This is a genomic window from Ancylobacter sp. G4_0304 (genome assembly GCF_047501495.1).
In the GTDB taxonomy this organism is placed as follows: domain Bacteria; phylum Pseudomonadota; class Alphaproteobacteria; order Rhizobiales; family Xanthobacteraceae; genus Ancylobacter.
In genome coordinates, this window is sequence record NZ_JAZDRM010000001.1 from 134,408 (window position 1) to 159,130 (window position 24,723).

The 24,723-nt window shown below is 65.5% G+C and carries 24 protein-coding genes and 2 pseudogenes; 4 read left to right on the top strand and 22 right to left on the bottom strand.

The window, feature by feature from the left end; all coding sequences use genetic code 11:
• Positions 1-40: 40 nt before the first annotated feature.
• The 16 genes and pseudogenes from VRZ77_RS00640 to VRZ77_RS00715 all read right to left on the bottom strand — a co-directional run bounded on the left by VRZ77_RS00640 (position 41) and on the right by VRZ77_RS00715 (position 14,195).
• On the bottom strand, positions 41-862 hold the full coding sequence (locus VRZ77_RS00640; RefSeq protein ID WP_414590774.1) for an ABC transporter permease: 822 nt from the start codon (positions 860-862) through the stop codon (positions 41-43).
• A gap of 1 nt (position 863) precedes the next feature.
• Positions 864-1,724 carry an ABC transporter permease gene (locus tag VRZ77_RS00645; protein ID WP_414590775.1) on the bottom strand — a complete coding sequence of 287 codons (861 nt, stop codon included), beginning with the start codon at positions 1,722-1,724 and terminating at the stop codon, positions 864-866.
• The gene (locus tag VRZ77_RS00650) at positions 1,721-2,803 is read right to left on the bottom strand and encodes an ABC transporter ATP-binding protein (protein WP_414590776.1); all 1,083 of its coding nucleotides are present in this window, start codon (positions 2,801-2,803) and stop codon (positions 1,721-1,723) included. Before VRZ77_RS00650 ends, VRZ77_RS00645 begins: the two co-directional genes overlap by 4 nt.
• A 67-nt stretch (positions 2,804-2,870) precedes the next feature.
• The gene (locus tag VRZ77_RS00655) at positions 2,871-4,070 is read right to left on the bottom strand and encodes an ABC transporter substrate-binding protein (RefSeq protein WP_414590777.1); all 1,200 of its coding nucleotides are present in this window, start codon (positions 4,068-4,070) and stop codon (positions 2,871-2,873) included.
• A 120-nt stretch (positions 4,071-4,190) separates the two neighbouring features.
• The gene (locus VRZ77_RS00660; protein WP_414590778.1) at positions 4,191-5,132 is read right to left on the bottom strand and encodes an aminotransferase class IV; all 942 of its coding nucleotides are present in this window, start codon (positions 5,130-5,132) and stop codon (positions 4,191-4,193) included.
• Positions 5,133-5,700: 568 nt separating this feature from the next.
• Positions 5,701-7,056, bottom strand: a complete 1,356-nt coding sequence (locus VRZ77_RS00665) for a sensor histidine kinase (RefSeq protein WP_414590779.1) — start codon at positions 7,054-7,056, stop codon at positions 5,701-5,703.
• Positions 7,053-7,730, bottom strand: coding sequence for a response regulator transcription factor (locus tag VRZ77_RS00670; RefSeq protein WP_414590780.1), 678 nt, complete (start codon positions 7,728-7,730; stop codon positions 7,053-7,055). Before VRZ77_RS00670 ends, VRZ77_RS00665 begins: the two co-directional genes overlap by 4 nt.
• A gap of 25 nt (positions 7,731-7,755) precedes the next feature.
• A complete protein-coding gene (locus VRZ77_RS00675) occupies positions 7,756-8,325 on the bottom strand; it encodes a cytochrome b/b6 domain-containing protein (RefSeq protein ID WP_414590781.1) in 570 nt (189 codons plus the stop codon).
• Positions 8,325-8,597 carry a PepSY domain-containing protein gene (locus tag VRZ77_RS00680; RefSeq protein ID WP_414590782.1) on the bottom strand — a complete coding sequence of 91 codons (273 nt, stop codon included), beginning with the start codon at positions 8,595-8,597 and terminating at the stop codon, positions 8,325-8,327. Before VRZ77_RS00680 ends, VRZ77_RS00675 begins: the two co-directional genes overlap by 1 nt.
• A gap of 140 nt (positions 8,598-8,737) precedes the next feature.
• Positions 8,738-9,106 (bottom strand): annotated as a pseudogene (locus VRZ77_RS00685) (thiamine pyrophosphate-dependent enzyme); the annotation flags it as partial.
• A gap of 483 nt (positions 9,107-9,589) precedes the next feature.
• The gene (gene bhcD, locus VRZ77_RS00690; RefSeq protein WP_414590783.1) at positions 9,590-10,552 is read right to left on the bottom strand and encodes an iminosuccinate reductase BhcD; all 963 of its coding nucleotides are present in this window, start codon (positions 10,550-10,552) and stop codon (positions 9,590-9,592) included.
• Positions 10,552-11,727: a 3-hydroxy-D-aspartate aldolase BhcC gene (gene bhcC, locus VRZ77_RS00695; protein ID WP_414590784.1), complete on the bottom strand. Its 1,176-nt coding sequence runs from the start codon at positions 11,725-11,727 to the stop codon at positions 10,552-10,554. Before bhcC ends, bhcD begins: the two co-directional genes overlap by 1 nt.
• Before the next feature lie 25 nt (positions 11,728-11,752).
• The gene (gene bhcB, locus VRZ77_RS00700; protein ID WP_414590785.1) at positions 11,753-12,700 is read right to left on the bottom strand and encodes a beta-hydroxyaspartate dehydratase BhcB; all 948 of its coding nucleotides are present in this window, start codon (positions 12,698-12,700) and stop codon (positions 11,753-11,755) included.
• A 21-nt stretch (positions 12,701-12,721) separates the two neighbouring features.
• Complete coding sequence (locus VRZ77_RS00705; protein WP_414590786.1) at positions 12,722-12,928, bottom strand: hypothetical protein; 207 nt, start codon at positions 12,926-12,928, stop codon at positions 12,722-12,724.
• Between the two features lie 19 nt (positions 12,929-12,947).
• Positions 12,948-13,955: an AraC family transcriptional regulator ligand-binding domain-containing protein gene (locus VRZ77_RS00710; protein WP_414590787.1), complete on the bottom strand. Its 1,008-nt coding sequence runs from the start codon at positions 13,953-13,955 to the stop codon at positions 12,948-12,950.
• Between the two features lie 18 nt (positions 13,956-13,973).
• Positions 13,974-14,195, bottom strand: coding sequence for a hypothetical protein (locus VRZ77_RS00715; protein ID WP_414590788.1), 222 nt, complete (start codon positions 14,193-14,195; stop codon positions 13,974-13,976).
• 103 nt (positions 14,196-14,298) lie between these two features.
• Here VRZ77_RS00715 and VRZ77_RS00720 point away from each other — a divergent pair, with 103 nt between their 5' ends.
• From VRZ77_RS00720 to VRZ77_RS00735, 4 genes and pseudogenes are all read left to right on the top strand, one after another.
• Positions 14,299-15,729, top strand: a complete 1,431-nt coding sequence (locus tag VRZ77_RS00720; protein WP_414590789.1) for a DUF1254 domain-containing protein — start codon at positions 14,299-14,301, stop codon at positions 15,727-15,729.
• Positions 15,730-15,740: 11 nt separating this feature from the next.
• The gene (locus VRZ77_RS00725; RefSeq protein WP_414590790.1) at positions 15,741-16,565 is read left to right on the top strand and encodes a hypothetical protein; all 825 of its coding nucleotides are present in this window, start codon (positions 15,741-15,743) and stop codon (positions 16,563-16,565) included.
• A 506-nt stretch (positions 16,566-17,071) separates the two neighbouring features.
• Positions 17,072-17,290 (top strand): annotated as a pseudogene (locus VRZ77_RS00730) (GCG_CRPN prefix-to-repeats domain-containing protein); the annotation flags it as partial.
• A 44-nt stretch (positions 17,291-17,334) separates the two neighbouring features.
• Complete coding sequence (locus tag VRZ77_RS00735) at positions 17,335-17,832, top strand: Spy/CpxP family protein refolding chaperone (protein WP_414590791.1); 498 nt, start codon at positions 17,335-17,337, stop codon at positions 17,830-17,832.
• Positions 17,833-17,862: 30 nt separating this feature from the next.
• Here VRZ77_RS00735 and VRZ77_RS00740 read toward each other — a convergent pair whose 3' ends face one another.
• The 6 genes from VRZ77_RS00740 to galE form a co-directional block, all read right to left on the bottom strand.
• The gene (locus VRZ77_RS00740; RefSeq protein WP_414590792.1) at positions 17,863-18,756 is read right to left on the bottom strand and encodes a LysR family transcriptional regulator; all 894 of its coding nucleotides are present in this window, start codon (positions 18,754-18,756) and stop codon (positions 17,863-17,865) included.
• A gap of 482 nt (positions 18,757-19,238) precedes the next feature.
• Positions 19,239-20,240 (bottom strand): UDP-N-acetylmuramate dehydrogenase, encoded by a 1,002-nt coding sequence (gene murB / locus VRZ77_RS00745; RefSeq protein WP_414590793.1) that lies wholly within the window; start codon positions 20,238-20,240, stop codon positions 19,239-19,241.
• Positions 20,237-21,556 carry a UDP-N-acetylglucosamine 1-carboxyvinyltransferase gene (locus VRZ77_RS00750; RefSeq protein WP_414590794.1) on the bottom strand — a complete coding sequence of 440 codons (1,320 nt, stop codon included), beginning with the start codon at positions 21,554-21,556 and terminating at the stop codon, positions 20,237-20,239. The genes murB and VRZ77_RS00750 overlap by 4 nt, the downstream gene beginning before the upstream one ends.
• Position 21,557: 1 nt before the next feature.
• Positions 21,558-22,076, bottom strand: coding sequence for a serine O-acetyltransferase (locus tag VRZ77_RS00755; RefSeq protein ID WP_414590795.1), 519 nt, complete (start codon positions 22,074-22,076; stop codon positions 21,558-21,560).
• 368 nt (positions 22,077-22,444) lie between these two features.
• A complete protein-coding gene (locus VRZ77_RS00760) occupies positions 22,445-23,449 on the bottom strand; it encodes an NAD-dependent epimerase/dehydratase family protein (RefSeq protein WP_414590796.1) in 1,005 nt (334 codons plus the stop codon).
• A 201-nt stretch (positions 23,450-23,650) separates the two neighbouring features.
• Entirely contained in the window at positions 23,651-24,616 is a 966-nt protein-coding gene (galE, locus tag VRZ77_RS00765) for a UDP-glucose 4-epimerase GalE (RefSeq protein WP_414590797.1), read from the bottom strand.
• Between the last annotated feature and the right edge of the window lie 107 nt (positions 24,617-24,723).

The window sequence follows — 24,723 nt, forward strand, 5'->3', positions numbered from 1 at the left end:
AGGAGAACGCAAGTTCCGCACCACGCCGCTGGCGTTCGCGCTACACGGCGCTGCGTTCTCGCTCCGGCCGGTGGCCGAAGGTGACGAGACCGGTCCGCATCAGCACGAACATGATGCCGAGCAGCAGGAAGACGATCAGATTCACGCAGGTCGCCAGCGCATAGAGTTCCGGTTTGACCCCGTAGCGCAGCGCACCCCAGGCCGCCGACGGCAGGGTCGGCGTCGCGCCCAGCAGATAGAACGAAATCTCCAGATTGTTGAACGCCATGATGAAGGCCACGATGAAGGCCCCGAGCAGGCCGGGCCAGATCAGCGGCAAGGTCACCTCGAAGAAGGTGCGGGCCGGGCTGGCACCGAACACCATGGCCGCATCGTCGAGCCTCCAGTCATAGCGATAGAGCTGCGTCGCGATGATCAGCAGCGCATAGCTGAAGCAGTGGACCACATTGGCGAGAATGGCCGAGACCATATTGCCGCGCAGCCCGAGGAACAGGCCGTTGAAGATGAGCGAGGAGATACCGAGCAGCACCTCCGCCACGAAGAGCGGCGCGATGAACAGAGCCAGATACAGCGGCGCGCGCCGGCCGGCGTGCCGCATGAGCCCTATGGTCGCGAGACCCGCCAGCGCCGTTGCCAGCAGCGCCGAGCAGAGGCCGATAACGAGGCTATTGCCCAGCGCTGTCTGGTAGAGCGAGTTGGCGAACAGCCGCGTCATGATCTCGAGCGACCATTTCGGCGGATAAGGAAAGTTCGAGTTCCGTGCGAAGCTCGCCAACCCGATATGGACGACCGGCAGATAGAGGAACAGGTAGGAGACGGCGACCATCGCCAGCAGCACGGTTTTTCCTGGTTTCAGGCGCATCTCATCCCCTCCCGAAGCCGGTGAAGCCGGTGCGGCGCAGATCGACCAGACGAGAGACCACCACGACCAGCATCACGGATACCGTGAACAGCACGACACCCATGGCCGCCCCCAGCGCCCAGGTGCCGCTCTCGCCGAACTGCTGCGCCATCGCCATGCCGTAGAGCGTGCCGTTGGGGCCGCCGAGGAAGCGGGGTGCCAGCGTCGCCGACAGGCAGGGAATGAAGCACAGCGCGAAGCCGATCAGCGTGCCGAACAGGTTCAGCGGCCAGGTGATCTCGAAAAAGGCACGGGCCGGGCTCGCCCCGAAGATCGTCGCGGCATCGATCAGCCGCTGGTCGAAATTGAGCAGCGACAGATAGATCACCGTCACCACGATCGGCAGATAGAGGTAGACGAGGCCGATGGCGCTGGCGACATTGGTATACATGATCACCCTGAGCGGCGCCGCCCCCAGCGACAGCAGCACGCCGTTAAGCAACCCGACCGGGCCCAGAAGCCCCTGAAGGGCGATGATGCGCAGCACCTCGCCCGTCAGAAAGGGCACGGCGAAAGCGAGCGTCAGCAGGAGCTTGTAGCGTCCGCCGTAGAGCGTGATGCCGTAGGCGACGGGCCAGGCGATCAGGGTGCAGATCAGCGAGACGACGCTCGCCATCACCAGCGAGCGCACCAGAAAGGTCATGTAGGCGCCTTCGGTCGCCAGCGCCTCGTAATTGTGGAAGCTGAAGTCGCGGATGATGTGGTAGTTCTCGGTCCGCCAGACGCTCAGCACCAGCATGGAGATGAGCGGCAACACGAACAGCCCGACCAGAAACACCGTGGGCAGGCCGAGAAAGATGGCCGGGGCGATGCGCCGCTTCATCGACCGTCCTCCGCCACCGGAAACAGGTCGACATCCCCCTCATTCCAGAAGCAGGCCACTTCCGTGCCCGCGGCGAACTCCGCCTCGCTGCGCGGCCGGCTGGCGATGATCTCGCCGCCCTTCCAGCTGAGCACATATTCGGCATAGGCGCCGCGCAGGATGACGTACCGTATCGTGGCCGTCAGCGCGTTGGCGGCATCCGCCGGCAGGTCTGCGGGAAGCCTGAGCCGGACCTTCTCGTTCTTCACATAGGCAGCCAGCGGGATGCCCTCGGCGATGTCCGGCCGGGCCGCCGTCTCGATCCGCACGCCGTCGGAGCGCAGGGCGACCTTGCCGTCGGCGACGAGCGCCGTGCCCGGGAACCGGTTCGAGCGTCCGACGAACTGGGCGATGAAGGCGGTTCTGGGATGGTCGTAGATGGCGGTGCGCGAGGCGAAGTCTTCGATGCGCCCGCCGCGCACGACGGCGATGCGGTCGCTCATCGAGAGCGCCTCTTCCTGATTATGCGTGACATAGATGAAGGGGATGCCCAGATCGGTCTGGTGCTTGCGGATCTCCACCTCCATTTCCTGCCGCAGTTCGCGGTCGAGATTGGCGAGCGGCTCGTCGAGCAGCAGCACCTTCGGGCGGCCGACAAGGCCACGCCCGAGGGCAACGCGCTGCTGCTGGCCGCCGGAGAGCTGGTTCGGGTAGCGCTTCTCCAGTCCGCGCAGGGCGAGGATGCCCACCACCCAGTCGACGCGCGCCTCGATCTCGCCCTTGGGCAGGCCGAGCATGCGCAGGGGGAAGGCAAGATTCTCGTAGACCGTGCGATGGGGGAACAGCAGGAATTCCTGGAACACCATCGCCACCCCGCGCTTGTGCGGCGGCAGGTCGGTCACGTCCTCGCCATCGATGAGCACGCGTCCCTGGGTCGGGCGCTCCAGACCCGCGATGATCCGCAGCAGCGTCGTCTTTCCCGAGCCGCTCGGGCCGAGCAGCGAGACGAACTCATGTTTCTCGATCGCCATGTCGACGCGATCGACCGCCCAGACGCTTCCATACTGCCTGGAAACGCCGTCGAGATGGATATAGGCCAACGCCGCACTCCCTGATCGAACCAACCGAAGCAAGGCCCGGGCCGTTGACGGCCCGGGCTATGGCTTGTCAGGCAGCCTGCACGCGTGACCAAACGCGTTCCCACTTCTCGGTCGAGGAAGGCTGGTCGAACTGATACATGCTCGACAATTCCTCGGTACGGTCCATCAGGAACAGCTTCTGTTCCTCCGGCGTCGAGATCGAACGCAGATCCACGGTCGCGGACGAGCCGGCGATGAGCGAGATTTTCTTGATGTTTTCCGGCGCGAGGAAGGTGTTCATGAAGTCATAGCAGAGATCGAGCGCCGCCGGATCGGTCACGCCGGACGTGACCAGCCAGGTATCGACCCAGCCGAGGCCGCCTTCCTTCGGTACAAGCTGGTGCGCGAAGTTGGCGGAGATGTCGCCCTTCTCCTTCTTATGCACGAGGATGCGATAGACCTGCGCAAATTCCGGCGCGGCGACGATCGCCCCGCTTTCCAGCAGCTGCTGCAGGGTGGTGTTGTCCTGGTAGCGCGTGAGCAGCAGCGACTTCTGTTGGATCAGCAGCTTCTCGACCTCCGCGAGTTCTTCATCGGTGAGGACGTAGGGGTTGAAGGGCTTGCCGTCGGGGCGCGGCTTGTCCTTGGTGCCCATGCGGGTGGCGGCCAGGATGCCGGTCAGCGCGATGTTCTCCTCGAAGCGGGCGCTGGTCGCGAGGCGTCCACCAAAGGCGGGATCGAACAGCACCTCGATGCTCTCGACCTTCTCCTTCGGCACGTCGGCGGTGTTGTAGGTGGTGCCGTAGCTGCCCCAGCACCAGGTGACGCCAAAGTGCTTGCCGCTTGTCTGGTCGGTCAACAGCTTGAAGCGGTCGGGCTTGAACACCGGGTACACATTGGCGGTGTTGGGGATCTTGGCGTAGTCGATGTCGCGGATCAGCTTCTCGCGGAAATACAGGCCCGGCCAGAAGCCGTCGGCCTGAACGAGATCGAAATCCTTGGTGCCGCCGACGCGCAGCTTGTTGTAGGCTTCGGAGTTGCCGTCGAAGAAGGTCGGGGAGAACTTGATCTTGTGCTTTTCTTCGAAGGCCCCGACGATGTCGGGAACGGCATAGACTTCCCACATCAGCGCCCGCAGCTGGGTGGGCGCGGCCGAAGCGGGCCGGATGTAGGGCGCGGCAAGCGCGCCGGCCGTGCCCGCCGCAAGTGTCTTCAACACGGTACGGCGGTTGACGGACGCGGCGGACAGTGCCGGAGCGTCGGAAGAATTGAACGTCGATTTGGTCATGGCCACGCCCTCTGGTTTTTGAAATCGGTGCGATCGGTCCTTGCGGGGCCCTTGCCTTGTGCGTTTCCTCCTCAGGGCAGTCTGAACGCCGCCCTTGAGCCGTCACAGGGAGGCGGTGTGTCAGGCCGCGACCTTGAAGGGGTTGTCGGCGTCGGCATAGTTGACCGGCGTCATGTGCCAGCCCTCCTTGTGCTTGCGCCAATAGGTCTCCTTCAGCTTGGCGCTGATCGGCCCCGGCCGGTCATTGCCATAGATGCGCTCGTTGACCCGGGCGCAGGGCATCACACCGCCGGCGGTGGTGGTGGTGAACACCTCGTCGGCGTCCATCAGGTCGTCGAAGGTGATCGGGCCAACGATCGGCTCAAGCCCGAGCTCGGGGCACAGGTCGAGGACGGCGAGTCGGGTGATGCCGCGCAGCGCGCCGCGATCGGGGGTGATGACCTTGTTGTCCTTGACGATGAAGACGTTGAAGCCCGCGCCCTCGGTGAGGTACCCCTCGCTGTCGAGCAGGATCGCCGTGTCGAAGCCCTTGTCCTTGGCCTCGAACATGCCGCGGGTGAAGTCCCGCCACATATAGTTCTTGAGGGTGGGATCGAGCGAGTTCTGCGAGATGCGGGGCACCTGTGCGACGAGCAGGTGGGCGCCGCGCTCCTGCACCTCCGGCTTGATGACGTCGACCCACGGCACCGCATAGGCGATGAAGGTGTTGTCGCAGTCGTCGGGATCGCGCGAGCCGTAGACCCGCGGTACGCCGCGCGTCGAGAGCATCGCGACAAAGGCGTCCTTCAGGCCGCTCAACGCCACCACCTTGCCGAGGATGGTGCGCATCTCGTCGCGGGTGACGCCGGGATCGAGACGGTAGCCTTCCAGCGAACGATGAAAACGGTCGAGGTGGTCTTCCAGCCGGAAGAACCCGCCGTCGGTTACATGAACCACGTCATAGGTGACGTCCGAATGGGTAAAACCCCAATCGCCCACTGGAATCTTGGCCTCGGAGATCGGCACGTAGATGCCGTTCATGTACGCGGCGCCTTTCGAGTAATCGAGGCTCGGGTCGCTCATATTTTCCTCCTGCACAAACCCGCGCCAGGCGGGTGAGGGGAGATTTCCTGGAAATGGCCCCGTCAAAAAGAGCCGCTTTCGGGGAAAACCGCAGAGCCACTTTGCAAATGATGCGTCCGACTACCTCTTTTCTCAATCAGATACCCGTTAGCGCAACGGCTGCGGGACATATGTCCGGATGTTCGACCGCATAGCCTCTGGCAACGGCCTCGTGGCGCGCGCATGAGGTGCCGGGCTTCTCCCTGCCGCTTATCGTGACCGAGAGTGACATGGATGACATCGCCGAACGTTGCGAGACAAGCCTTCAACAGTTCGAGCGGCAGCTGGGTTGCTTACCCTGATGTGAGCGGCTTCCAAGCTGGAACATCATGTCTGTGAGGCCTTGTCACGCAGGTGACCGGTAAGTGTCACGCAGTGTGACGTTCCCTCACAACCCCAGCCCCCGCTGCCGGCCAATCTCCTATTCGATCCCGCCATCGCCGCGCCTGATGCCGGAAAGGTGGCGCTCACCGTGGTCCGCTCTCGACCGGCTTGCCGCAGGCCCCGTCTCCTTCCGACGGAGTCCAATTCAATCCGAGGGCGTTTCAGGGGGCAACGTCAGGGCGATTGTCGCGACAGTGCCCCGCGCCCCCGCACGTCGGATATCGAACCGCGCGCCGTGCAGTTCGCAGATGCGACGCACGATCTCAAGCCCGATGCCCAGACCGCCGGAGCGCTTGTAATGTCCGAGCGCATCGGAGACGGGCTGCGCGACAAATCCCACGCCGTCATCAATGACGTCGATGTGCCCGTCGCTGGTCGAGACGATACGGATGGCGACACCCGGCCCGCCATGGCGCAGGGCGTTTTCGATGAGATTGCGCACCGCGTCGCGGAGCAATGGCGCCGAGCCCGAGACGACCGGATCGGTCGAGCCCTCGAAGCCGATGGACGCGCCGCCGGCATAGACCATGCCGGCCAGCGTGCCGACCACCTCCTCCAGCAGTTGATCCAGATGCACCTCGGCAAATCCGTCCCGCCCGGTCGCTTCGAGGCGCGCCAATGCCACGACCTGTTCGAGGAAGCGGGTCAGTTCATCGATCTCGCGGATGGCCCGCGCGGCGCGCGGATGATCGATCCTCTCCAGTTCCAGCCGAATGATCGCCAGCGGGGTACGGATCTCGTGCGCGATCGCCGAGGTGAACAGCTTCTGCCCAGCGATCAGATTGCGAACCCGTTCATAGGAGCGGTTCACCGCACCGGCGAGCTGGGCGATCTCCAGCGGCATGCCCTGCGTCGACAGCGCGCCATCGGGCTTCATCGGATCAAGCAGCTCGGCCGTGGCTGCCGCGTCGCGCACCGGTCTCAGCGCCACCCGTATCGAGTAAAGACTCGCGCCGAGCACGACGAACAGTGCGAGGCCCATCGGCACCAGCATGTGCTCCGTCACCTCGTCGGCGAAGACCTCCCACAGGGCACCCTGTCGATCGCCGTCGATGGCGATCTCGATGAAGGTGGGCCGACCCTCGATATCGACGGTTCGCCCCCCGGCAAAGGACAGGGGATAGCCTTCCTTCAGCGTCCGCAGCCAGAAGTTCGGCGGATTGATATCCAGCGGCAGGAAATGCTCGGTGCACGACGCGTCGCAATGCGAGAACAGGATGACGCCGGAGGGCGTGCGCACCCGCGCCACATAGCCGGAGCCCTCGACATCATAACGCCCCCGCAGCGCCTCGGGCAGTTCATAGCTCAAGGTCGACTGGCGGATCGAAAACCCCTCCGCCAGTGCCGCTGTTTCGCGCTCCAACAGGAGCCGCGAGAGGTTCCCGGTATCGGCGGCATATTGCGCCACCACGAAACCGAGCTGCACCAGCATGGCAAGCAGCGTGAACAGCACGATGCGCCGCGCGACCAGCGCACCGAGCGGACGCGCGGACCTCGTCACGGTCCGGTCTCGCGCAACAGATAGCCGACACCCCGCACCGTCTCGATCGCCACCCCGGCAGGACACGCGGCGAGCTTCTTGCGCAGGCGTGAGAGCTGAAGGTCTATCGCGTTGACCGAGATATCGCCGTCGAGATCCGAGAGCTTGCGCTCCAGCACCCGCTTCGGCGTCACACTGCCCAGATCGCGCATGAGGATTTCGAGCACCGAGCGCTCGCGGGGCGTCAGCGGCAGAACCTCTCCGTAGCAGCTCACCTCATGGCGCGCCGGATCGAAACGTAGCTGGCCGGCCTCCAGCACCGGCGCGAGAACGACGGGCGCGCGCCGCAGCAGCGCACGGATACGGGCCAGCAGCTCACCATTGTTGAAAGGCTTGGTGAGGTAGTCGTCGGCGCCCGCATCGAGCCCGGCGATCCGCTCATCGATCGCCCCTCGCGCGGTGAGCACCAGCACGGGCGTTGCGTTGCGCTGCCGCCGGAGCGCGCGCAGGACATCCAGCCCGTCGCCATCCGGCAGTCCAAGATCGAGCAGGATAAGATCGTAGGCATCGACATAGAGGACGCTTTGGGCCTCCAGCGCCGAACCTACGGTATCGATGCGCCAGCCCGCCTCGCGAATGGTCTCGCTGACCAGCTCGCGCAGCCGCGCGCTATCCTCGACAAGCAGCAATCTCATGCCTGCCCGCGCCTCCATGGAGGGCTCAGTTGCTTCGCTTGCGGCCCGTGATCATCGACAGCACGAGGTTCTCGCGATGCCGCACGCTCTCGATCACGGCCGCGGCGGCGTGCAGCAGCGCCAGAACGAGAATGGCGTTGGCCAGGAACTCGTGTGTCTCTTCGAGCCATTCCTCGCCCCAGAAGGCATCGAGCCCCATCATCCATCCGGTCAAGCTGACAGCCGCCAGCAATGCCATCAGCGCCAGCATCATCACCGCGCCCGCCGGATTGTGTCCCAGCATGCGCGGCTCGCGGCCCTTTGCAAGCGCGGCCAGATATCCGACAAGCCGATGGCGGCTGGGAACGAACTCGGTAAAACGCGCATAGCGCGTACCAATAAAGCCCCAGACCAGACGGATCACCAGCATGGCCGCGACCAGATAGCCGATGATGCGGTGCGCGAGGTCGCCATCTTCCAGAATGAAGAGATTAAGAAGGCAACCGGCGACCACCGTCCAGTGGAACACACGCACTACGGGATCCCATACCTGAACGGTATGGGTCCCCGCAGCAGACGGGATGTCTTCTCGGGCCCGCATCTGTGCCCCAGACATCAGTCGATCTCGGACTTGACGACGGCGCCCGACACCGGATTGAAGTAGACCTCGGCCTTCTTGCCGTCCTTGGTGAAGCCATAGATTTCGTAGCAGCTGCCGGAGACCTTGAACGTCTTGATCTTCTGATAGCCCATCTCGGCGACCTTGGCCTTCATGGCGTCCTCGCTCATCCACTTGTCCTTGCCTTCCGTGGTGCAGGCAGGGCTGGCATGAGCAGCGATCGGGGCAATGAGAAGGGCGGCGAAAGCGGTCGCGGTGAGGTAGCGCATCGATAACTCCTGTTTCAAACGGCGTTTGCCGATGCCGACGTCGTAGCAAGCCCTATCTGTCGGTAATCTGTCGCGATCGGGGCTTTTCGCCCTCGCCTATGCCATTGAGATGGCTCTTGCTCTCCATTTCGGAAAACAGGTCAGTTCGGGGATTCGGTTGAGATCTCGATCTCGACCAGATTGGCCTTGCCGGAGGCGATGCCGGCCTCGATGGTCGGGGCGATATCGCCCGCGGACGTCACCCGCCGCGCCGACAGCGCCATGGATTGCGCGAGCGCCACGTAGTCGATGACCGGCGAGTTGATTTCCATGGCGATGTAACGGTTGCTCTGCACCGAGGCGTAATGCTGCTGGGTGCGCATGAAATTCTTGAGCACGTTGTATGCGCGGTTGTTCATCACCACGAAGGTCACGGGCAGCCTCTCATGCGCTGCCGTCCAGATCGACTGCGGGGAATAGAGTGCCGCACCGTCGCCGACCAGCGAGACCACCGGCGCGCGCCCGAGACCGAGCGAGCATGCGCCGGTCGATGACCGAGCGCTCCAGAATGCTGACGGAGCTCATCACGTCCATCGGCAGCGACAGCAGCACCGGGCCGGACGGGGGAGCGCTCTCAGCAGGAATAACGTCTCCTCATCCCGCGAGGATCGCCGTGGCGGCCCGCTCGCGGCCTCGTCGGATGGCGATGTCGATGGTGGGTGATGGAGCGTCGTGCGAGCCCGGAAGCACCTCGGGCCGCCTAAGCCGAAGGGACGGCGGCTACAGGCGCGTGCCCATTCCACAGCGGGCGCGCCGATGTAGGGTTCTGGCACTGCAACGCCGAGAGCCTTTCCCGATCTCATCCGATCGACGAAGTACGGCTCCAGCTCCTTCAATCCAGAGCACGCCATCCCGTGCGGATGTTCCGTCCACACGGGATGGGCTCCAGCCGGACAGCCGTCGCGCGACGACGATCCGGCCTAATCGCTCGCGACATCGAGCCCCCTCTTTCCTCAGATCGCGACTTCCTGCGCGATGCCCTTCTGCTTGGCGAGCTCGACGACGGCGGCGGCCACGGCAAGGTCCTGAAGACCGACGCCGGTGCCGTCGAAGATCGTGACCTCCGCATCGCCGCGGCCGGGATCGTCGCCGTTCACCACAGCGCCGAGCTGGACGATGGCGCTCTCCGCGACCCGTCCTTGCTGTACGGCGTGCTGGAACTCGCCGATGGTGACCGACTGCGCGATCTCGTCGGCGAACAGCTTCGCGCGGGCCACAAGGGCGGGGTCCAGTTCCTGCTTGCCCTTGGTGTCGGTGCCCATCGCCGCGATATGGGTCGGTCCCTTCACATGAGCGTCCAGCAGCAGGGGTGCGAAGGCCGAGGTGATCGAGATGATCACGTCGGCTTCGCTGCCCAGTCGATCGAGTTCCACCGCCTCGAAGGGCAGGCCGATCTCCGCGGCGGTGTCCTTCAGCCGGCCCAGCATCTCGGGATGCGGGTTCCAGCCGATCACCTTCTCGAACGGGTGCACCTTCGCCGCCGCACGCAGCTGGAACGCCGACTGGTGCCCGGCGCCGATCATGCCCAGCACCTTCGCCCCCTTCGGCGCGAGATATTTGATCGACACCGAGCTTGCCGCCGCCGTGCGCAGCGCGGTGAGCAGATTGCCGCCCACCGCCGCGCTGACGCGGCCGGTCTCGGGATCGAACAGGAACACCGTCGACTGATGGTTGATCAGCCCGCGCTCCAGATTATGCGGCCAGTAGCCGCCGGCCTTGAGCCCCAGCGTCAGCCCGGCGGCATCGAAGCCGCCCTTGAAGCCGTAGAGCGCGTCCTGGTGGCCGATCGCCTCGCGCACCACGGGGAAGTTATAGGCCTTGCGGGCCGCCATCGCGGCGAACACCGCCTCGATGGCGGTGAACGCGGCTTCCGGCGTCATCAGGCCGGCAATGTCCTTCTCGGCGACGACGTACATCAATAGCCCTTTCCGCGCGCCGAGACCGGCCACACCGCCTCGACCTTGCCGCCGCGCACGCCGACATACCAGTCGTGGACGTTGCAGGTCGGGTCGCAATGGCCCGGCACCAGCCGCAGCTTTTCATTGACCTTGAGCACGTGGTCCTTGTCCTCGATCACGCCGTGCTCATCCGAGCACTTGATGTATTTCACATCGTCGCGGCCATAGACGAAGGGCAGGCCGGAATCCACCGACTGCGCCTTGAGGCCGGCGTCGCACACGGCGAGGTGCGGCTTGGCGTGGCTCATCACCGAGGTGAGGATGAACAGCGCGTTCTCCCACTCGCCCTTGTCGATGCGCTTGCCGTCCTTGTCGTGGATGCGGCCGTAATCGGCGTCCATGAAGGCATAGGAGCCGCACTGCAGCTCGTTATAGACGTGCGAGTTGGACTCGAAATAATAGGAGCCGGTGCCGCCGCCCGAGACGAATTCCGGCTTGAGCCCCGCCGCTTCGAGCGCCGCGACCGCGTCCTTCACCTGCGCGATGGCCGCGTCCAGCTTCTCCTTGCGGGCCTCATAGCTGTCCATGTGCTGCATCGCGCCCTGATAGGCCTGGATGCCCTTGAAGGTGAGGTTCGGCGCGCTTGCTGCGGCCTTGGCGATCTCGACCACCGCCTCCTTGGTGGTGACGCCGCAGCGCCCGGCGCCGCAATCGATCTCGACGAAGATGCCGAGTTCGGTCCCGTGCTTCACCGCCGCCGCCGACAGGTCGGCGATGTTGGCCACGTCGTCGACGCACACCGTGACGGTCGAGCCGAATTTGGGCAGGCGGACGAGCCGGTCGATCTTGGCCGCCTCGCGCACCTCATTGGTGACGAGGATGTCCTTGATGCCGCCGCGCGCGAAGGCTTCCGCCTCCGCCACCTTCTGGCAGCAGACGCCGACCGAGCCACCAAGCTTCTCCTGCAGCTTCTGCACGTCGACCGATTTGTGCATCTTGCCGTGGCTGCGGTGGCGCATGCCGTGCGCCTTGGCATAGTCGCCCATCTTCTTGATGTTGCGCTCCAGCGCGTCGAGGTCGAGGATCAGGCAGGGCGTCTGGATCTCCGCCTCGTTCATGCCCGGGACGGCGGGAATATCGTAGCCGACTTCATAGGCCGAGAAGTCGGGAGTGATGTCCGTCTTGGCGTTCATGGCAGCGTTCCTCGGTTCCAAGGCTTCAGTTCCACGGCAGCTTGTCGAGATCGACATTGCCGCCGGTGATGATGACGCCGACCCGCTGGCCGGCGAAGATGTCCGGATTCTTGATGATGGTGGCCAGCGGCACGGCGCTGGAGGGCTCCATCACGATCTTCATCCGCTTCCAGATCAGCTTCATCGCCTCGACGATCTCGTCTTCCGTCGCGGTGAGGATATCGGTGACGTGGTTTTGCACGAAGTGCCAGGTCAGCTCCTTCAGCGGCACCTTCAAGCCATCGGCCACCGTCTCGGGCGCGTCGTCCGCGATGATGTGGCCGGCGCGGAAGCTGCGCGCGGCATCGTCCGCGTTCAAGGGCTCGGCGGCGTAGATCTTGATGGAGGGCGCGAGGTTGGAGAGCGTCAGGCAGGTGCCCGACACCATGCCGCCGCCGCCAATCGGCGCGATCACCGCGTCCAGCCCCTCGACCTGCTCGATCAGCTCGGCCGAGCAGGTGGCCTGCCCGGCGATCACGCGCGGGTCGTTATAGGGGTGGACGAACTCCGCGCCGGTTTGTGCCACCACCTCGGCGAACACCGCTTCGCGCGAGGAGGTCGAGGGCTCGGATTCCACCACGCGCCCGCCATAGCCGCGCACCGCGTCCTTCTTGGCCTGCGGCGCCGTGTGCGGCATCACCACGGTGCAGGGAATGCCCCGGCGTCCGGCGGCATAGCTCAGGCAGGTGCCGTGATTGCCGCTGGAATGGGTGGCGACGCCCTTGGCCGCCTGCGCGTCGGTAAGGCCGAACACCGCGTTCGACGCCCCGCGCGCCTTGAAGGCGCCGGCCTTCTGCAGATTTTCGCATTTGAAGAACAGCTCGGCGCCGGTCAGCTCGTTCAGCATGCGCGACGTCAGGACCGGCGTGCGATGAACATAGGGCTCGATGCGGGCACGCGCCGCGATCATGTCCTCAAGGGTCGGGATGTACATGACTCTGCTCTCTCAACTCTCTCACGCATCAGGGGCGACGGTGTGGTTGGCGAGGATCTCCAGCGCCAAGTGATTCCCCGCCGAGCCGCCACTGGCCGCGCCGCCCAAGAATAGCGACTGCGCCGGCGCGGTCGAGTGCAGAGACATCGTCCTCTGCCATGCGCCGTCCTGCGCAAGGCGCCCCGCGTCATTCAGCGCCCGGGATCGGCGGCCGGGATCGGCGGCCATGAAGGCGATGTCGCGCGGCCTATTCGCCGATCTGCTGCGTGGCGCGCCATTGCGAGGGCGCCATGCCCGCCCATCGCGTGAAGGCATGGTCGAATGTGCTGTTGGCGGAATAGGCGAGCGCTTCGGCGATGCGCCCGATCGGCAGGCAGGTCCGCGCCAGCAGTTCGCGGGCGATGGTGAAGCGCACCTCGTCCTTGATGGCTTCGAAGCTGGTGCCGGTGCGGGCGAGATGGCGCGCCAGCGTGCGGCCGCCGAGCCCGAGTTCGCGCGCCACCGACTCGCGGTCGGCCTCGCCGGTCATCAGCCGCGGACGCAAGATGTGGCGCACCTGCGCCGCGATGTCGTCGAGATCGCCCCGCAGCATCTTCTGGATGCTGTCGCGCAACTGCTGTCGCCGCGCGGGATCCGCTCCGGGAAGCGGCAGCGCCATGTCGCGCGCCGAGACCATCACGGCGGTATGTTCCTGGTCGAACAGGGTGGTGGTCTTCAGCAGGCTGCGATAGGGCGCGATAGTGGCAGGCTGGCCCACGCTCGCCAGCGTGCGCAGCGGGTTCGCCCGGCCGCCGGTGAGCGAGCGGACCATGTTGCAGCCGAGGGCAAGCACCAGATCGTGGATCTGCCGGCCGGTTCCGGGATCGGCATACAGCCCGTAGCCGATGAGATAGTCGTCGCCGATATTCTGCAGATAGACCACCGCTCCACGGGAATAGCCGATCTGGAGGCCGATATAGTCGCGAAAGGCATCGCCGAGCGTCGGGGCGCTGGCCATCATCTCGCCGATAGGACCCAAGCAACGATGATCGTTCCGCGCCCCGACCAGCAGCCCCAGATGCGGGCAATGCGCCAGAACGGCCGAGCGCTCCAGCAAGGCCGCAAGGACCGGATAGGCAAAGCGCGCATCCGGCACCAGTTCCGCCGGGGCGATGCCGGAGCCGGCGAACGCGTCGTCCAGGCTGACGCCGAACTCCTCAAGCAGGCCCGGCAGGGCCGCGAGAGGCCCCACGCGCTGGGCCGGAATATGGTTCAAATTCGGTCGCTCCTGTCCTCAAAAAGCAAGCAGAACACTTTCATCTAAGCTATGGCTTGCGCCATCGACAAGGCAATCACGCACGAATTCCATGAAGAGTTGGGGATCGATGCTTTGAGATTGTATGTCATCAAACAAAACAGGCAGATGATCTTGCGCAAGGTCTTGGTGTTTTTCTCGCGTGGCCTCGATCGCCTCGCGAGCGCCATTCCTGCCTGTGCCCCCATCGCCGCCGCGCACGGCCGCGCTTTTCCGCCATGAGGCGTCCGGCCCGCGAGAGGGACACTCTCCTTCGCCGGAACGGCCGCGCGGCGTCCCCGTCATGCCAACAAGGAAGCCTGTGATGAACTTTTCGCGCCGCACCCTGCTGCTGGGCGGAACCGCCTTCGCGCTCGCCGCCACCCATCAGGGCGCCCTGGCCTGGGACGGGCCGCTGTTCGACGTCGTCGAGGGCACCGAGGATTTCAAGATCGCCTCGGACGCCTATGTCTACGGCTACCCGCTGGTGACGATGGAATACACCCGCCGGGTCATGACCAACGTCGCCAAGCCGGAAGGCACGCGCGCCCCGATGGGCACCATCATGAAGGCGCGCTCCTATCCCGACGCGGCCTTCCGCGACGTGACCGCCCCGAATGCCGACACGCTCTACACCACCGCCTTCTTCGATGTCGGCGCCGAACCCTGGGTGGTGAGCATTCCGGACATGAAGGGGCGCTACTTCCTGCTGCCTTTCCTGGACGGGTGGACCAGCGTGTTCCAGGTGCCGGGCTCCCGCACCACCGGCACCGGCGCGCAGACCTTCCTCGTCACCGGCCCCGGCTGGTCCGGCACGGTGCCGGACGGCATGGTGCAGCTGAAATCGCCAACCAGCATGGTCTGGATGCTCGGGCGCATCTACTGCTCCGGCACGCCGGAGGACTACGCCGCCGTCCACGCGCTGCAGGACCAGTTCAAGCTGTTTCCCCTGAGCGCGCTCGGCAAGGACTACACCCCGCCGGCCGGCAAGGTCGATCCCACGGTCGACATGAAAACGGCGGTGCGCGATCAGGTGAACGCGCTCAGCGCCGCCGAGTATTTCACGCTGCTCGCCGAACTCATGAAGACCAACCCGCCTGCGGCGAAGGACGCGCCGGAGCTGGAGCGCTTCAAGGAGATCGGCCTCGTCCCCGGCCAGAGCTTCGATGCCAAGGCGGTCGACGCCCGCTGGGCGAAGCGCCTGCCCGCGCTCTCCTTTGACCGCATCATGCTGCACTTCAAGGTCAGCGACGGCGACGTGAAGGACGTGAATGGCTGGGGCTACACCACCAAGACCGGCCTCTATGGCACCGACTATCTCCAGCGCGCGCTCATCACCGCCATCGGGCTCGGCGCCAACCGTCCGCAGGACGCCGTCTATCCGACCTCGCTCAAGAACAAGGATGGTGACGAATATAGCGGCGCGAACAAGTATCAGCTGCGCTTCGCGGCCGGCCAGCTTCCCCCGGTGAAGGGCTTCTGGTCGCTGACCATGTATGACGCGAACATGTTCTTCGTCGCCAATCCCATCAACCGCTACTCGATGAGCGTGCGGACCAAGCCGACCTACGAGCCCGACGGCTCGCTGGTCATCTATATCCAGAACGAGAGCCCGGGCGCGGGCAAGGAAGCCAACTGGCTCCCCGCACCGAAGGACCGCTTCAACCTGATGCTGCGCCTTTACTGGCCGGACGAGAACGATCCGTCGATCCTCGACGGCTCGTGGGCTATCCCCGCCGTCACCAAGGTGAACTGAGTCGGGCCCCCATGATGCGAGCTTCCACGTTCCACGGCGCGGCGACGCTGATCGCCACGCTTCTGGCGACCGGCGCGGTCCACGCGGCGGATATGCCGCCGCCTGTGCCGGTGAAGGCCGTGGCGCCGGTCGAGACCTCGTCCGACTGGCGCTATCAGGCAACCTTCTATGGCTGGCTGACCGCGATCGACGGCGATGTCGGCGTGCGCGACCTGCCGACCTCGCCGGTCAATGCCTCGATCGGCGACGTGCTGGGCAATCTCGATGGCGCGCTGATGGGCTCGTTCCTCGCCACCAACGGCAAATGGCTGTTCCTGGCTGATCTGGTGCTGGCCAAGCTGTCGCACGGCGAGAATGTCGGGGTCTTCGGCAACAGCCGGCTCGATGCGGAACTCGATCAGACCATCGCGACCGGCGCGGTCGGCTACTGGCTGCCGCTCGGCATCCAGAACGTCGACATCGCCGCCACCGTCGGCCTGCGCTATGTCGATCTGTCCGCCGACCTGTCGCTGACGCCGGCGCTGCTTCCGGTCACGGTCTCGCGGAGCCAGAGCGAGTCGTGGGTCGATCCCACCATCGGCCTGGTGGCGACCTGGACGATCAACGAAAAATGGTTCGTCAACGCCATCGCCGACATTGGCGGCTTCGGCGTCGGCTCCAAGCTCTCCAGCACCGGCTATCTCGGCGTCGGCTATATGTGGACGCCGTCGGTCTCCACCGCCATCGGCTATCGCTACCTCTATGAGGATTACGAGAGCTCGAACGGCAATGGCGGCTCGTTCCGCTACAACACCACCATGCACGGGCCGACCGTGAGCCTCGCCTGGCATTTCTAGGCCGCGAACGCGCGCCGACATCGCCGGCGGAGCGTCCCGCCCCCTCCCCGATCCGCCACCAGAGCAGCACGTCCCCGAACCCGGGCTCGCCATCACCACGATGGCGAGCGTCCCGCGCGCGATGCTTGCGACCGCAGGCGCGTCCTCGCAGGCGCTTGAGAACGTCTTCGCCGGCTTCCTCAGGCAAGGCGCCGCCTCGCCCTCCCCTTCGAGGACGGCAACGGCCGGCCCCATGGCGATGCGGACCTGTCCTCCACCGACCCGCCGCACGCTCCAGCAAGCGGCGCTCGGTTCAAGCGCTCCATACCGAAAGCAGCGCAAGACCCATGTGGCGCAGGCCCCGACGCGCCCGCCGGAATCGGCCTGTTCGGCGCCTACTTCGACACCCCTCCAGTTGAACGGCTTCGGGGTAAGGTTCGGTGATTCCCGTCCCGGCCAGACAGCCGGCGCGCGGCCTACCTGCCGCTTCCGACCTGCCTCTTTGCGTCAACGTCATGGAGATCCAGATGATCGTCACTCGACTGCTGGCACGCGCGGGGCTTCTCAGCTGCGCGGGGCTTCTCGCCTGCGCGACCCTGCCGGCGTCCGCGCCGGTGTCCAAGCTGACCGACGGCCCGGCGATCGTCGTTCCGGTGGCCGAGGGGTGCGGTCCCGGCGCGTGGCGCGGCCCGTGGGGGCATTGCCGCGACACGCCCTATCACGGACGCCTGCCGAACGGCGCGTGGCAGTGAGCCCGCTTCCTCTCATGTCGTGGACCAGGAACCTGAAAATGCCCAAGCTCCTCTTCGCGCTGCTGCTGGCCGCCGCCGGCATTGCCGGCCTGCCGTCCGCGCACGCCCAGCAGACGCCGCCCGCGCCGGCGCCCGAGATCGTCGAGCTCTACACCCGCCAGGACGCCCAGGCGGTGCTCGATGCCCGCGTGATCGCGCTGAAGACCGTGATCGGCCTCACCCCCCAGCAGGCGGCGCTGTGGGAGCCGGTCGAGGCCGCGATCCGCAGGATCGCCGCCGACGCTGCCGCCCGCAAGCTGGAGCGCGCCAAGCTGCCGGCACCGGCCGATTTCGTCGCGCTGATGGAGCGCACCGCCGACGCGGAAGCGGTGCGGGCCAGCGAGTTGAAGACGCTCGCGGCCGCGCTCAAGCCGCTCGCCGCCGCGCTCAGCGACGAGCAGAAGCGTCGTATCCCGGCCTTCCTCGGCCTGCGGGAAAACGCCTTCGGCCTGCCGCAGCCGACCGCCGAGCTCTGGCTGTTCGAGGAAGAACAGTAGGAAGCTGCATGGCGACCGCCGGGCACGCCCTCAAGCTGACGGGTCCGGCTGCGGCGCGCCCATCCGGAGCGGCGCCTTCGCGACATGGTCAGTCACGATGGCGATAAAAGCCCGCAGCCGCTGGAGACGCCGTATGTCGCGGTGATAGCCCATCCAGATATCCCGCGAGGGTGGCTCCTGCGGCAGCTTCAGCCGGCGCAGGCCCGCGATCTGGTCACCGACCACCTGCGGCAGCACGGCGATGCCGATGCCCTCGCGGCACATCCGCCCCTGCACGTTGCGATTGTTCGACCGCAGCAGCGGCCGGGCGTTCGGGAAGCTCTCGGTGAGCCAGGCGATATCCGGGAACTGGCCGGTCGAGGTGTCGTGGGTGATCAGCCGGAATCCGGTGCCATCGCCATATACCGGCTCGGGCGAGACGGCCGCCACATAGACGCCATAGGGCAGACGGACCAGACGTCGCGGCACGACATCGGGGCTGTCGAACGGGACGATCCGGAACGCAATGTCGGCCTCCCGCTGGGCGAGGCTGAAGAGGCGGGTGCCGGTCAATATCTCCAGATCGACATTGGGATAGGCCTTGGCATAGTCGTCGATGATCGGCGGCAGCACATAGGCCCCGAACCAGTCGGCGCACGAGATGCGCAAGGTGCCCTGAAGGTCCTGCTCCCGTCCGGCGAGCCGGCGCTCGATGGCCAGCGCGCCTTCCTCCATCTGCTCGGCGAGGGCGATGACGGCATGGCCCTCCTCCGTCAGGATAAAGCCATCGACCGTGCGCTGGAACAGCGTGTGCCCGGTCGCCTGTTCGAGCGCCCGAAGCCGGCGCCCGACCGTGGGATGGCTCAGATGCAGCGCACGGGCGGCGGCGCCCAGCGTGCCGGTACGGGCGATCGCCAGAAAGATCCGGACATCGCTCCACTCCATCGCCACCCCCACGAAAATGACGGAGGAGGCACGATACCGTCGGCGCCTGAACAAATCCAATCGCTGGTCTCTGCCGCATCCCTCGGGATGGAAGGAGACCAAAAGCAGGTTGATCATGGGGAGGCGCGTGGGGCTTGGCCGTTCTCCCACCCGGCGCGACGTCGTCATCGCGACCGATGTCGACACGCCGCGCGAGCCGGTCGCGACGTTCCAAGGTTTTGCGCTCTTGGGCGGAGGGCGACGCGCTTCGGGGGCGAGCCGTCGGAAGGCTCCAGGTAAAAAGAAACGCCATCGCCATCCGCTCTCTCGGCGAAGGCGGCGGCACGTATCGACGTGCCGTCCGTATGACGACCTCGCCTTTGAGACGCTCGACCGGCCAGGGCTGCACTTCATCTGAAACGCGGTTAGCGCGCGAGTGCCGCACCGCGCCGCTCGCGCCGCGCTCTCCGGCGCGATGGCCGGCCGGGCCGGATGCGGCCGGGTCAGGCCACCGGCGCGCCGGCAAGCGGCAGGGCGTCGGGCGAGAGGATCGCGCCATCCGGGGTGATGAACCGGGCCTCGATCTCCATCGCGTAGCCGGTCGTCTCGAACACCGCGTTCTTGATGGTGACGATCAGCTCGCGCACCTCTTCGGCGCGGGCGGTGCCGGTGTTCACGATGAAATTGGCGTGCTGCGGCGAGACCAGCGCGCCGCCGACCCGCCGCCCCTTGAAGCCCAGCTTCTCGATGATGGCGCCGGGCGGGCCGAACTCGGCATACATCGCCGGGTTGCTCACGAACACCGACCCGCAATTGGGCAGCTTCTGCGGGAATTTGCGGCGCCGGTCGGTCAATATGGCGAGGATCGCGCGGCGGCACGCCGCCTTGTCCCCCGCCGGCTCCAGCCGCAGCGTGGTGCGGGTGATGACCTCGTCATTGCCCTGGAACACCGAGCGGCGATAGGCGAAGCCACATGCCTCGGCGGTCCGGGTGTGAATGGTGCCGTCGCTCGCCACGCTCTCCACCGCAACCACCCGCTCGCCGATGCCGCGACGCTGGCTGCCGCCATTCATGCACACCAGCCCGCCCAGCGTGCCGGGAATGCCGCAGGCATGCTCGATGCCGGTCAGGCCCGCGCTCATGCTGGCGCGCACGAGGCCCGGAACCCAGACGCCGGGATCGGCGACGATCTCCTCGCCCCGGATCGACAGCGACGCGAAATCGCTGCCGATCTGAATGGCGATGGCGCGCAGCCCTTCGTCGGCGAACAACAGATTGCTGGTGGCGCCGATCACCACGCTCGCCAGGCCGCGCGCGGCGATATAGCCGCGCAGCGCGGCGAGTTGCTCGGTGCTGCGCGGGCGCACCAACAGATCAGCGGTGCCGCCTATGCGCCAGCGGCTGATATCGGCCAGGGAGACATCGGCGAACACGCCGCCCGGGCACAGCCGCTCCAGATCATGCGCCAGCGCCTCGCCGGCACGCGCGACGACGGGCTGACTCACGCCTCCCATCGGCAGGTGGCCCCCAGCGAGGTCAGCTTCTCGGCGAAGTTCACATAGCCGCGCGAGATCTGCCACGCATCGGTGATCACGGTCTCGCCCTCGGCCATCAGGGCGCACAGCGAGAGCGCGGCACCGGCGCGCAGGTCAAGCGCGCGCACGGTGGCGGGCTTGAGAGCGCCGCCATTACCGTGGATGCGCAGCATGTCGCCATCTTCCTCATAGGAAGCGCCCATGCGCGCCATTTCCTCGGCATAGCCGTAGCGGCCGGGGAAGCGCAGGTCGACGATGCGGGATTCGCCGCGCGCCTTGACGCCCCAGGCCGCAAGGATCGGCTGCACGTCGGAATTGATGCCCGGATGCGGGCCGGTGCTGATCTCGATCGGGTAGCAGGTGCCCCCGCGTACGATCAGCGACGTGTCGCCCCGATAGAACCGGGCGCCGGCCGCCCGCAGGTGGACCATCACGCTTTCGAGGTCGTCATAGGGGAAGTCGCGAATCTCGATGTCGCCGCCGGTGACCGCCGCGCCGACCACCCAGGTGATGGCTTCCATGTTGTCGGCGATCACCCGGTGCTCAGCGCCATGCAGGCCTTCGCTGCCGGTGATCTCGATATGCTCCTGGCCGAAGACGCGGATCTTGGCGCCCATCTTGCGCAGCAGCGCGATGAGGTCGAGGATCTCCGGACGGATATGGGGGTTCCACAGCCGGGTCACACCCTTGGCGAGGCAGCCGGTGAGGATCGCGTTCTCGGTAGCGCCGGTGGAGCGCATCGGCAGGTAGATGTCGGTGCCGATCAGGCCGTTCGGGGCTTCGGCGCACAGATAGTCGCCATCTTCCCACACCCGCGCGCCCAGCTTTTCCAGCAGCATGACATGCAGGTCATATTTGCGCTCGCCGAGCTTGCAGCCGCCGGGAAGCGGCACGCTGCCCGCGCCGGTGCGGGCGGTGAGCGCGCCGAGGATCAGCAGCGTGTTGCGGATCGAGCGCCGGGTCCATTCCAGGCGCGACTGCGGCACGCTGACTTCGGCGATCCGGATCTCGTCGGCGGAGATGAGCTCGCAGCTCTTGCCCAGCGCGTCGAGCATCTCGACGTGAAGCTGCGCGTCCAGCAACTCGGACGGATAATTGGTCAGGGTCACGGTGCCCGAGGTCAGCAGGCTGGCCGCGAGTAGTCGCAGCGCCGAATTCTTGGCGCCGCTCAGCGCGACCTCGCCGTTGAGCGCGCTGGGACCGCTGACGCGCAGGACATTCCCGGTCGTGGCCTTGGCAGGCTCGCGGGCTTCGGGAGTGGGGACTCTGAGGATGCTCGCCACCATGTTAATCCGCCTCTTGATCGGCAGTCGCTGAGATCTGCAATGGGTTGGATTTCAAAATAATACGCGCGGGAATTCCCACAGCGGTCGCGTTGTCAGGTACATCCTGCAAGACAACGGCATTTGCGCCGATCGTGCAATTCTTACCGATCTTTATCTGCCCCAGCAGCACGGCGCCCGCGAAGATGACGGTATCGTCGCCGATACTGGGATAGCGCATCGCTTCGGCGTCGCCCAGGCGAACGCCGCCCAGGGTCACATGCTGATAGACGATGACCCGCTCACCCATCACGACGCCCTCCCCGATCACGACGCTGGTCGGATGACGGAATTCCACGGAAGCGGGAATCACGGCATTGGGCGGCAGGAAGATTCCGAGCGCGCATTCCAGTCGTTGAGAAAAGAACTTCGCGGTACGGCTCCACCCGCGGGCGTGGAAATAACGAATGAGGCCTCGATACACGCTCAGCTTCGACGCAGCGCCTCTCAACCAGAATTTAGCAAAAGCATTCCACAAGCGCATGCCGCTCCGCCCTCTGGGCCCGTACTCAAATCATTTCACGACAAAGATCGATTAAAAAGATCCAGTCATTCCCGAAACAACAATCACGTTGCAAAATAGAGACAGAAAACGAAGGCGTATCATCGATAAAGCAGGCCAACGGTCGTTATTAGCGGGACTTTAGGCCCTTCACCCCGGAACCGGCAAAATACCTTCCAATTCCGAAACAACTCATACGCAACCCTTCATCCTTCGACGGGCACAGGCACGTCAGCAGGACCGGCGTGCTGTACCGACACACTGGCAGCAGTGATAAGCAAGGTACGCGCCATCATAGCAAGTCCGACCTGCCCGGCAACGAGCGCCCCGCCGAGCTCGCCGCACCACCCTCATATCCCGTAATGCCCGCGGTACCAGTCGACGAACGCCTTGACCCCGACCTCGACCGTGGTCGACGGCCGGTAGCCGGTCAGCGCCTCCAGGAGATGGTGGTCGGCGAAGGTCTCGCGCACGTCGCCCATCTGCATCGGCAGCAGGATCTTCTCCGCCGGGCGGCCCAGCGCCCTCTCGATCGCCTCGACGAACTCCAGCAGCCCGATCGGCGTGCCGCCGGCGATGTTCACCGTGCGCCAGGGCGCGACGCCCGACAGCGTGTCGATCCCCCCCGCCACCGGCTTGCCCGGCTCCGGCGGCAGGCCGATCAGGCGGACGATCGCCTCGATCAGGTCGTCAATATAGGTGAAGTCGCGCTTCATCTCGCCCATGCCGTAAATCTCGATCGGCCGGTCCTTGCAGATCGCGTCGACGAATTTGAACAGCGCCATGTCGGGGCGCCCCCACGGGCCATAGACCGTGAAGAAGCGGAAGCAGGTGGTGGGGATGTTCCACAGATGCGCATAGGAATGCGCCATCGCCTCCATCGCCTTCTTGGTGGCGGCGTAGAGCGTGATCGGCAGGTCCGCCTTGTCGATCTCGCGGAAAGGCATCACCTCGTTTCCGCCATAGATCGAGCTGGTGGAGGCGCAGAGCAGGTGCTTGGGCTTCAGCTGCCGCGCCACTTCCAGCACGTTGAACGAGCCGACCAGGTTGGAATCGACATAGGTGCGCGGATGCTCGATCGAGTAGCGTACCCCCGCCTGCGCCGCGAGGTGGACGATGACGTCCGGCTGCGCCTCCTCGGCGGTGCGCTCCAGCGTCGCCATGTCCTCCAGCCGCGCGATGACCGGCGTGAAGCCGTTGCGGCGGCGAAGAATGTCGAGCCGCGCCTGCTTGAGCTGCGGGTCGTAATAATCCGTCATGGCGTCATAGCCGGTGACGAAATGGCCATCCGCGAGCAGCCGGTTCGCCAGGTGGAACCCGATAAAACCCATGGTTCCGGTAATAAGAACGCGCATGATCAGGCGGAACTCCGATAGCAATCTTAAAATAGACGAGAAAATCGGCAGGACGATCTGGCAAAGCAAGAATTCAAACGGCGGTGACCATACCCGTTGCCGCCCAGGTTGAAAATGGCCGCGGACGGCGCTGCGCCACGCGAGACCGGGCCGGTGTGCCGCAGTTCCGCGTCGCTGGCATGACGGCCGCCTCCAGCAGAGCTACCCCATGGACCGCCACGCATCCTCGATCATGATCGGCAATAGCGAGCGCTGCGGCGCCCAGCCCAGTTGCTGCAGGGCGTGCTGGCTGCCACAGACCAGGCTGGCCGCGTCGCCGGCCCGGCGGTCCGCCATGATGACGGGGATCGGGTGCCCGACAATACTGCGGGCCTCCTCCACCACCTGCCGCACCGAGTAGCCATGGCCGCTACCGAGGCAGAACACGTTGCTGCCGCGCCCGGCCTCCAGCCATTGCAGGCCGAGCAGATGCGCGTCGACCAGATCGGCGACGTGGATATAGTCGCGGATGCAGGTGCCGTCCGGCGTCGCGTAGTCGCTGCCGAAGATCTTCACATGGTCGCGCTTGCCCTTGGCGACTTCGAGCAGGATCGGGATCAGATGGGTCTCCGGGACATGGCGCTCGCTGAGCTCGCCGGTCGGATCGGCGCCGGCGACATTGAAATAGCGGAAGATGATCGAGCGCAGGCCATAGGTGTGGCCGAAATTGCGCAGCACATCCTCGATGGCGCGCTTGGAGGCGCCATAGGCATTGATCGGGGACTGCACGGTGTTTTCGTCGATCACCACCCCGTCCTGATCGCCATAGACCGCGCAGGTGGAGGAGAACACGAAGTTCAGGCACCCCGCCCGCACCGCCGCCTCGATCAGGGTGAGCGAGGCCACGAGGTTGCTGCGCCAGTAGCGTCCCGGCTCCTGCATCGCCTCGCCGACCTGGCTGAGCGCGGCGAAATGCATCACCGCCACCGGCTGCCAGCGCGCGAACACCTCGTCGAGCCGCGCGGCATCGAAGATATCGCCCTGCTCAAACGGCCCGAAACGCACCGCATCCGCCCAGCCGGTCACAAGATTGTCGAAGGTGACAGGATTATACCCGGCGATCTTCAGCGCCTTGCAGGCATGAGAACCGATATAACCCGCCCCGCCCGTCACCAGAACATTTTTCATCTATGAAATCGTCCACTTATACAAACAACGCAATTGAAACTTTTTATTTTCAGACAAAATCAGGCTAAAACGACAAAGGAAAATAAAAATTCTATTTTCGAACACCA

What these genes read in the sequence shown, in the direction of transcription:
- VRZ77_RS00740 (WP_414590792.1), bottom strand. Translation starts at nt 18,756, where the DNA reads ATGGAGTGGAGCGATGTCCGGATCTTTCTGGCGATCGCCCGTACCGGC.
- VRZ77_RS00670 (WP_414590780.1), bottom strand. Translation starts at nt 7,730, where the DNA reads ATGAGATTGCTGCTTGTCGAGGATAGCGCGCGGCTGCGCGAGCTGGTC.
- VRZ77_RS00760 (WP_414590796.1), bottom strand. Translation starts at nt 23,449, where the DNA reads ATGCGCGTTCTTATTACCGGAACCATGGGTTTTATCGGGTTCCACCTG.
- VRZ77_RS00755 (WP_414590795.1), bottom strand. Translation starts at nt 22,076, where the DNA reads ATGCGCTTGTGGAATGCTTTTGCTAAATTCTGGTTGAGAGGCGCTGCG.
- galE (WP_414590797.1), bottom strand. Translation starts at nt 24,616, where the DNA reads ATGAAAAATGTTCTGGTGACGGGCGGGGCGGGTTATATCGGTTCTCAT.
- VRZ77_RS00725 (WP_414590790.1), top strand. Translation starts at nt 15,741, where the DNA reads ATGATGCGAGCTTCCACGTTCCACGGCGCGGCGACGCTGATCGCCACG.
- VRZ77_RS00705 (WP_414590786.1), bottom strand. Translation starts at nt 12,928, where the DNA reads ATGGCCGCCGATCCCGGCCGCCGATCCCGGGCGCTGAATGACGCGGGG.
- bhcB (WP_414590785.1), bottom strand. Translation starts at nt 12,700, where the DNA reads ATGTACATCCCGACCCTTGAGGACATGATCGCGGCGCGTGCCCGCATC.
- VRZ77_RS00720 (WP_414590789.1), top strand. Translation starts at nt 14,299, where the DNA reads ATGAACTTTTCGCGCCGCACCCTGCTGCTGGGCGGAACCGCCTTCGCG.
- bhcD (WP_414590783.1), bottom strand. Translation starts at nt 10,552, where the DNA reads ATGTACGTCGTCGCCGAGAAGGACATTGCCGGCCTGATGACGCCGGAA.
- VRZ77_RS00655 (WP_414590777.1), bottom strand. Translation starts at nt 4,070, where the DNA reads ATGACCAAATCGACGTTCAATTCTTCCGACGCTCCGGCACTGTCCGCC.
- VRZ77_RS00675 (WP_414590781.1), bottom strand. Translation starts at nt 8,325, where the DNA reads ATGTCTGGGGCACAGATGCGGGCCCGAGAAGACATCCCGTCTGCTGCG.
- VRZ77_RS00660 (WP_414590778.1), bottom strand. Translation starts at nt 5,132, where the DNA reads ATGAGCGACCCGAGCCTCGATTACTCGAAAGGCGCCGCGTACATGAAC.
- VRZ77_RS00750 (WP_414590794.1), bottom strand. Translation starts at nt 21,556, where the DNA reads ATGGTGGCGAGCATCCTCAGAGTCCCCACTCCCGAAGCCCGCGAGCCT.
- bhcC (WP_414590784.1), bottom strand. Translation starts at nt 11,727, where the DNA reads ATGAACGCCAAGACGGACATCACTCCCGACTTCTCGGCCTATGAAGTC.
- VRZ77_RS00645 (WP_414590775.1), bottom strand. Translation starts at nt 1,724, where the DNA reads ATGAAGCGGCGCATCGCCCCGGCCATCTTTCTCGGCCTGCCCACGGTG.
- VRZ77_RS00640 (WP_414590774.1), bottom strand. Translation starts at nt 862, where the DNA reads ATGCGCCTGAAACCAGGAAAAACCGTGCTGCTGGCGATGGTCGCCGTC.
- VRZ77_RS00735 (WP_414590791.1), top strand. Translation starts at nt 17,335, where the DNA reads ATGCCCAAGCTCCTCTTCGCGCTGCTGCTGGCCGCCGCCGGCATTGCC.
- VRZ77_RS00680 (WP_414590782.1), bottom strand. Translation starts at nt 8,597, where the DNA reads ATGCGCTACCTCACCGCGACCGCTTTCGCCGCCCTTCTCATTGCCCCG.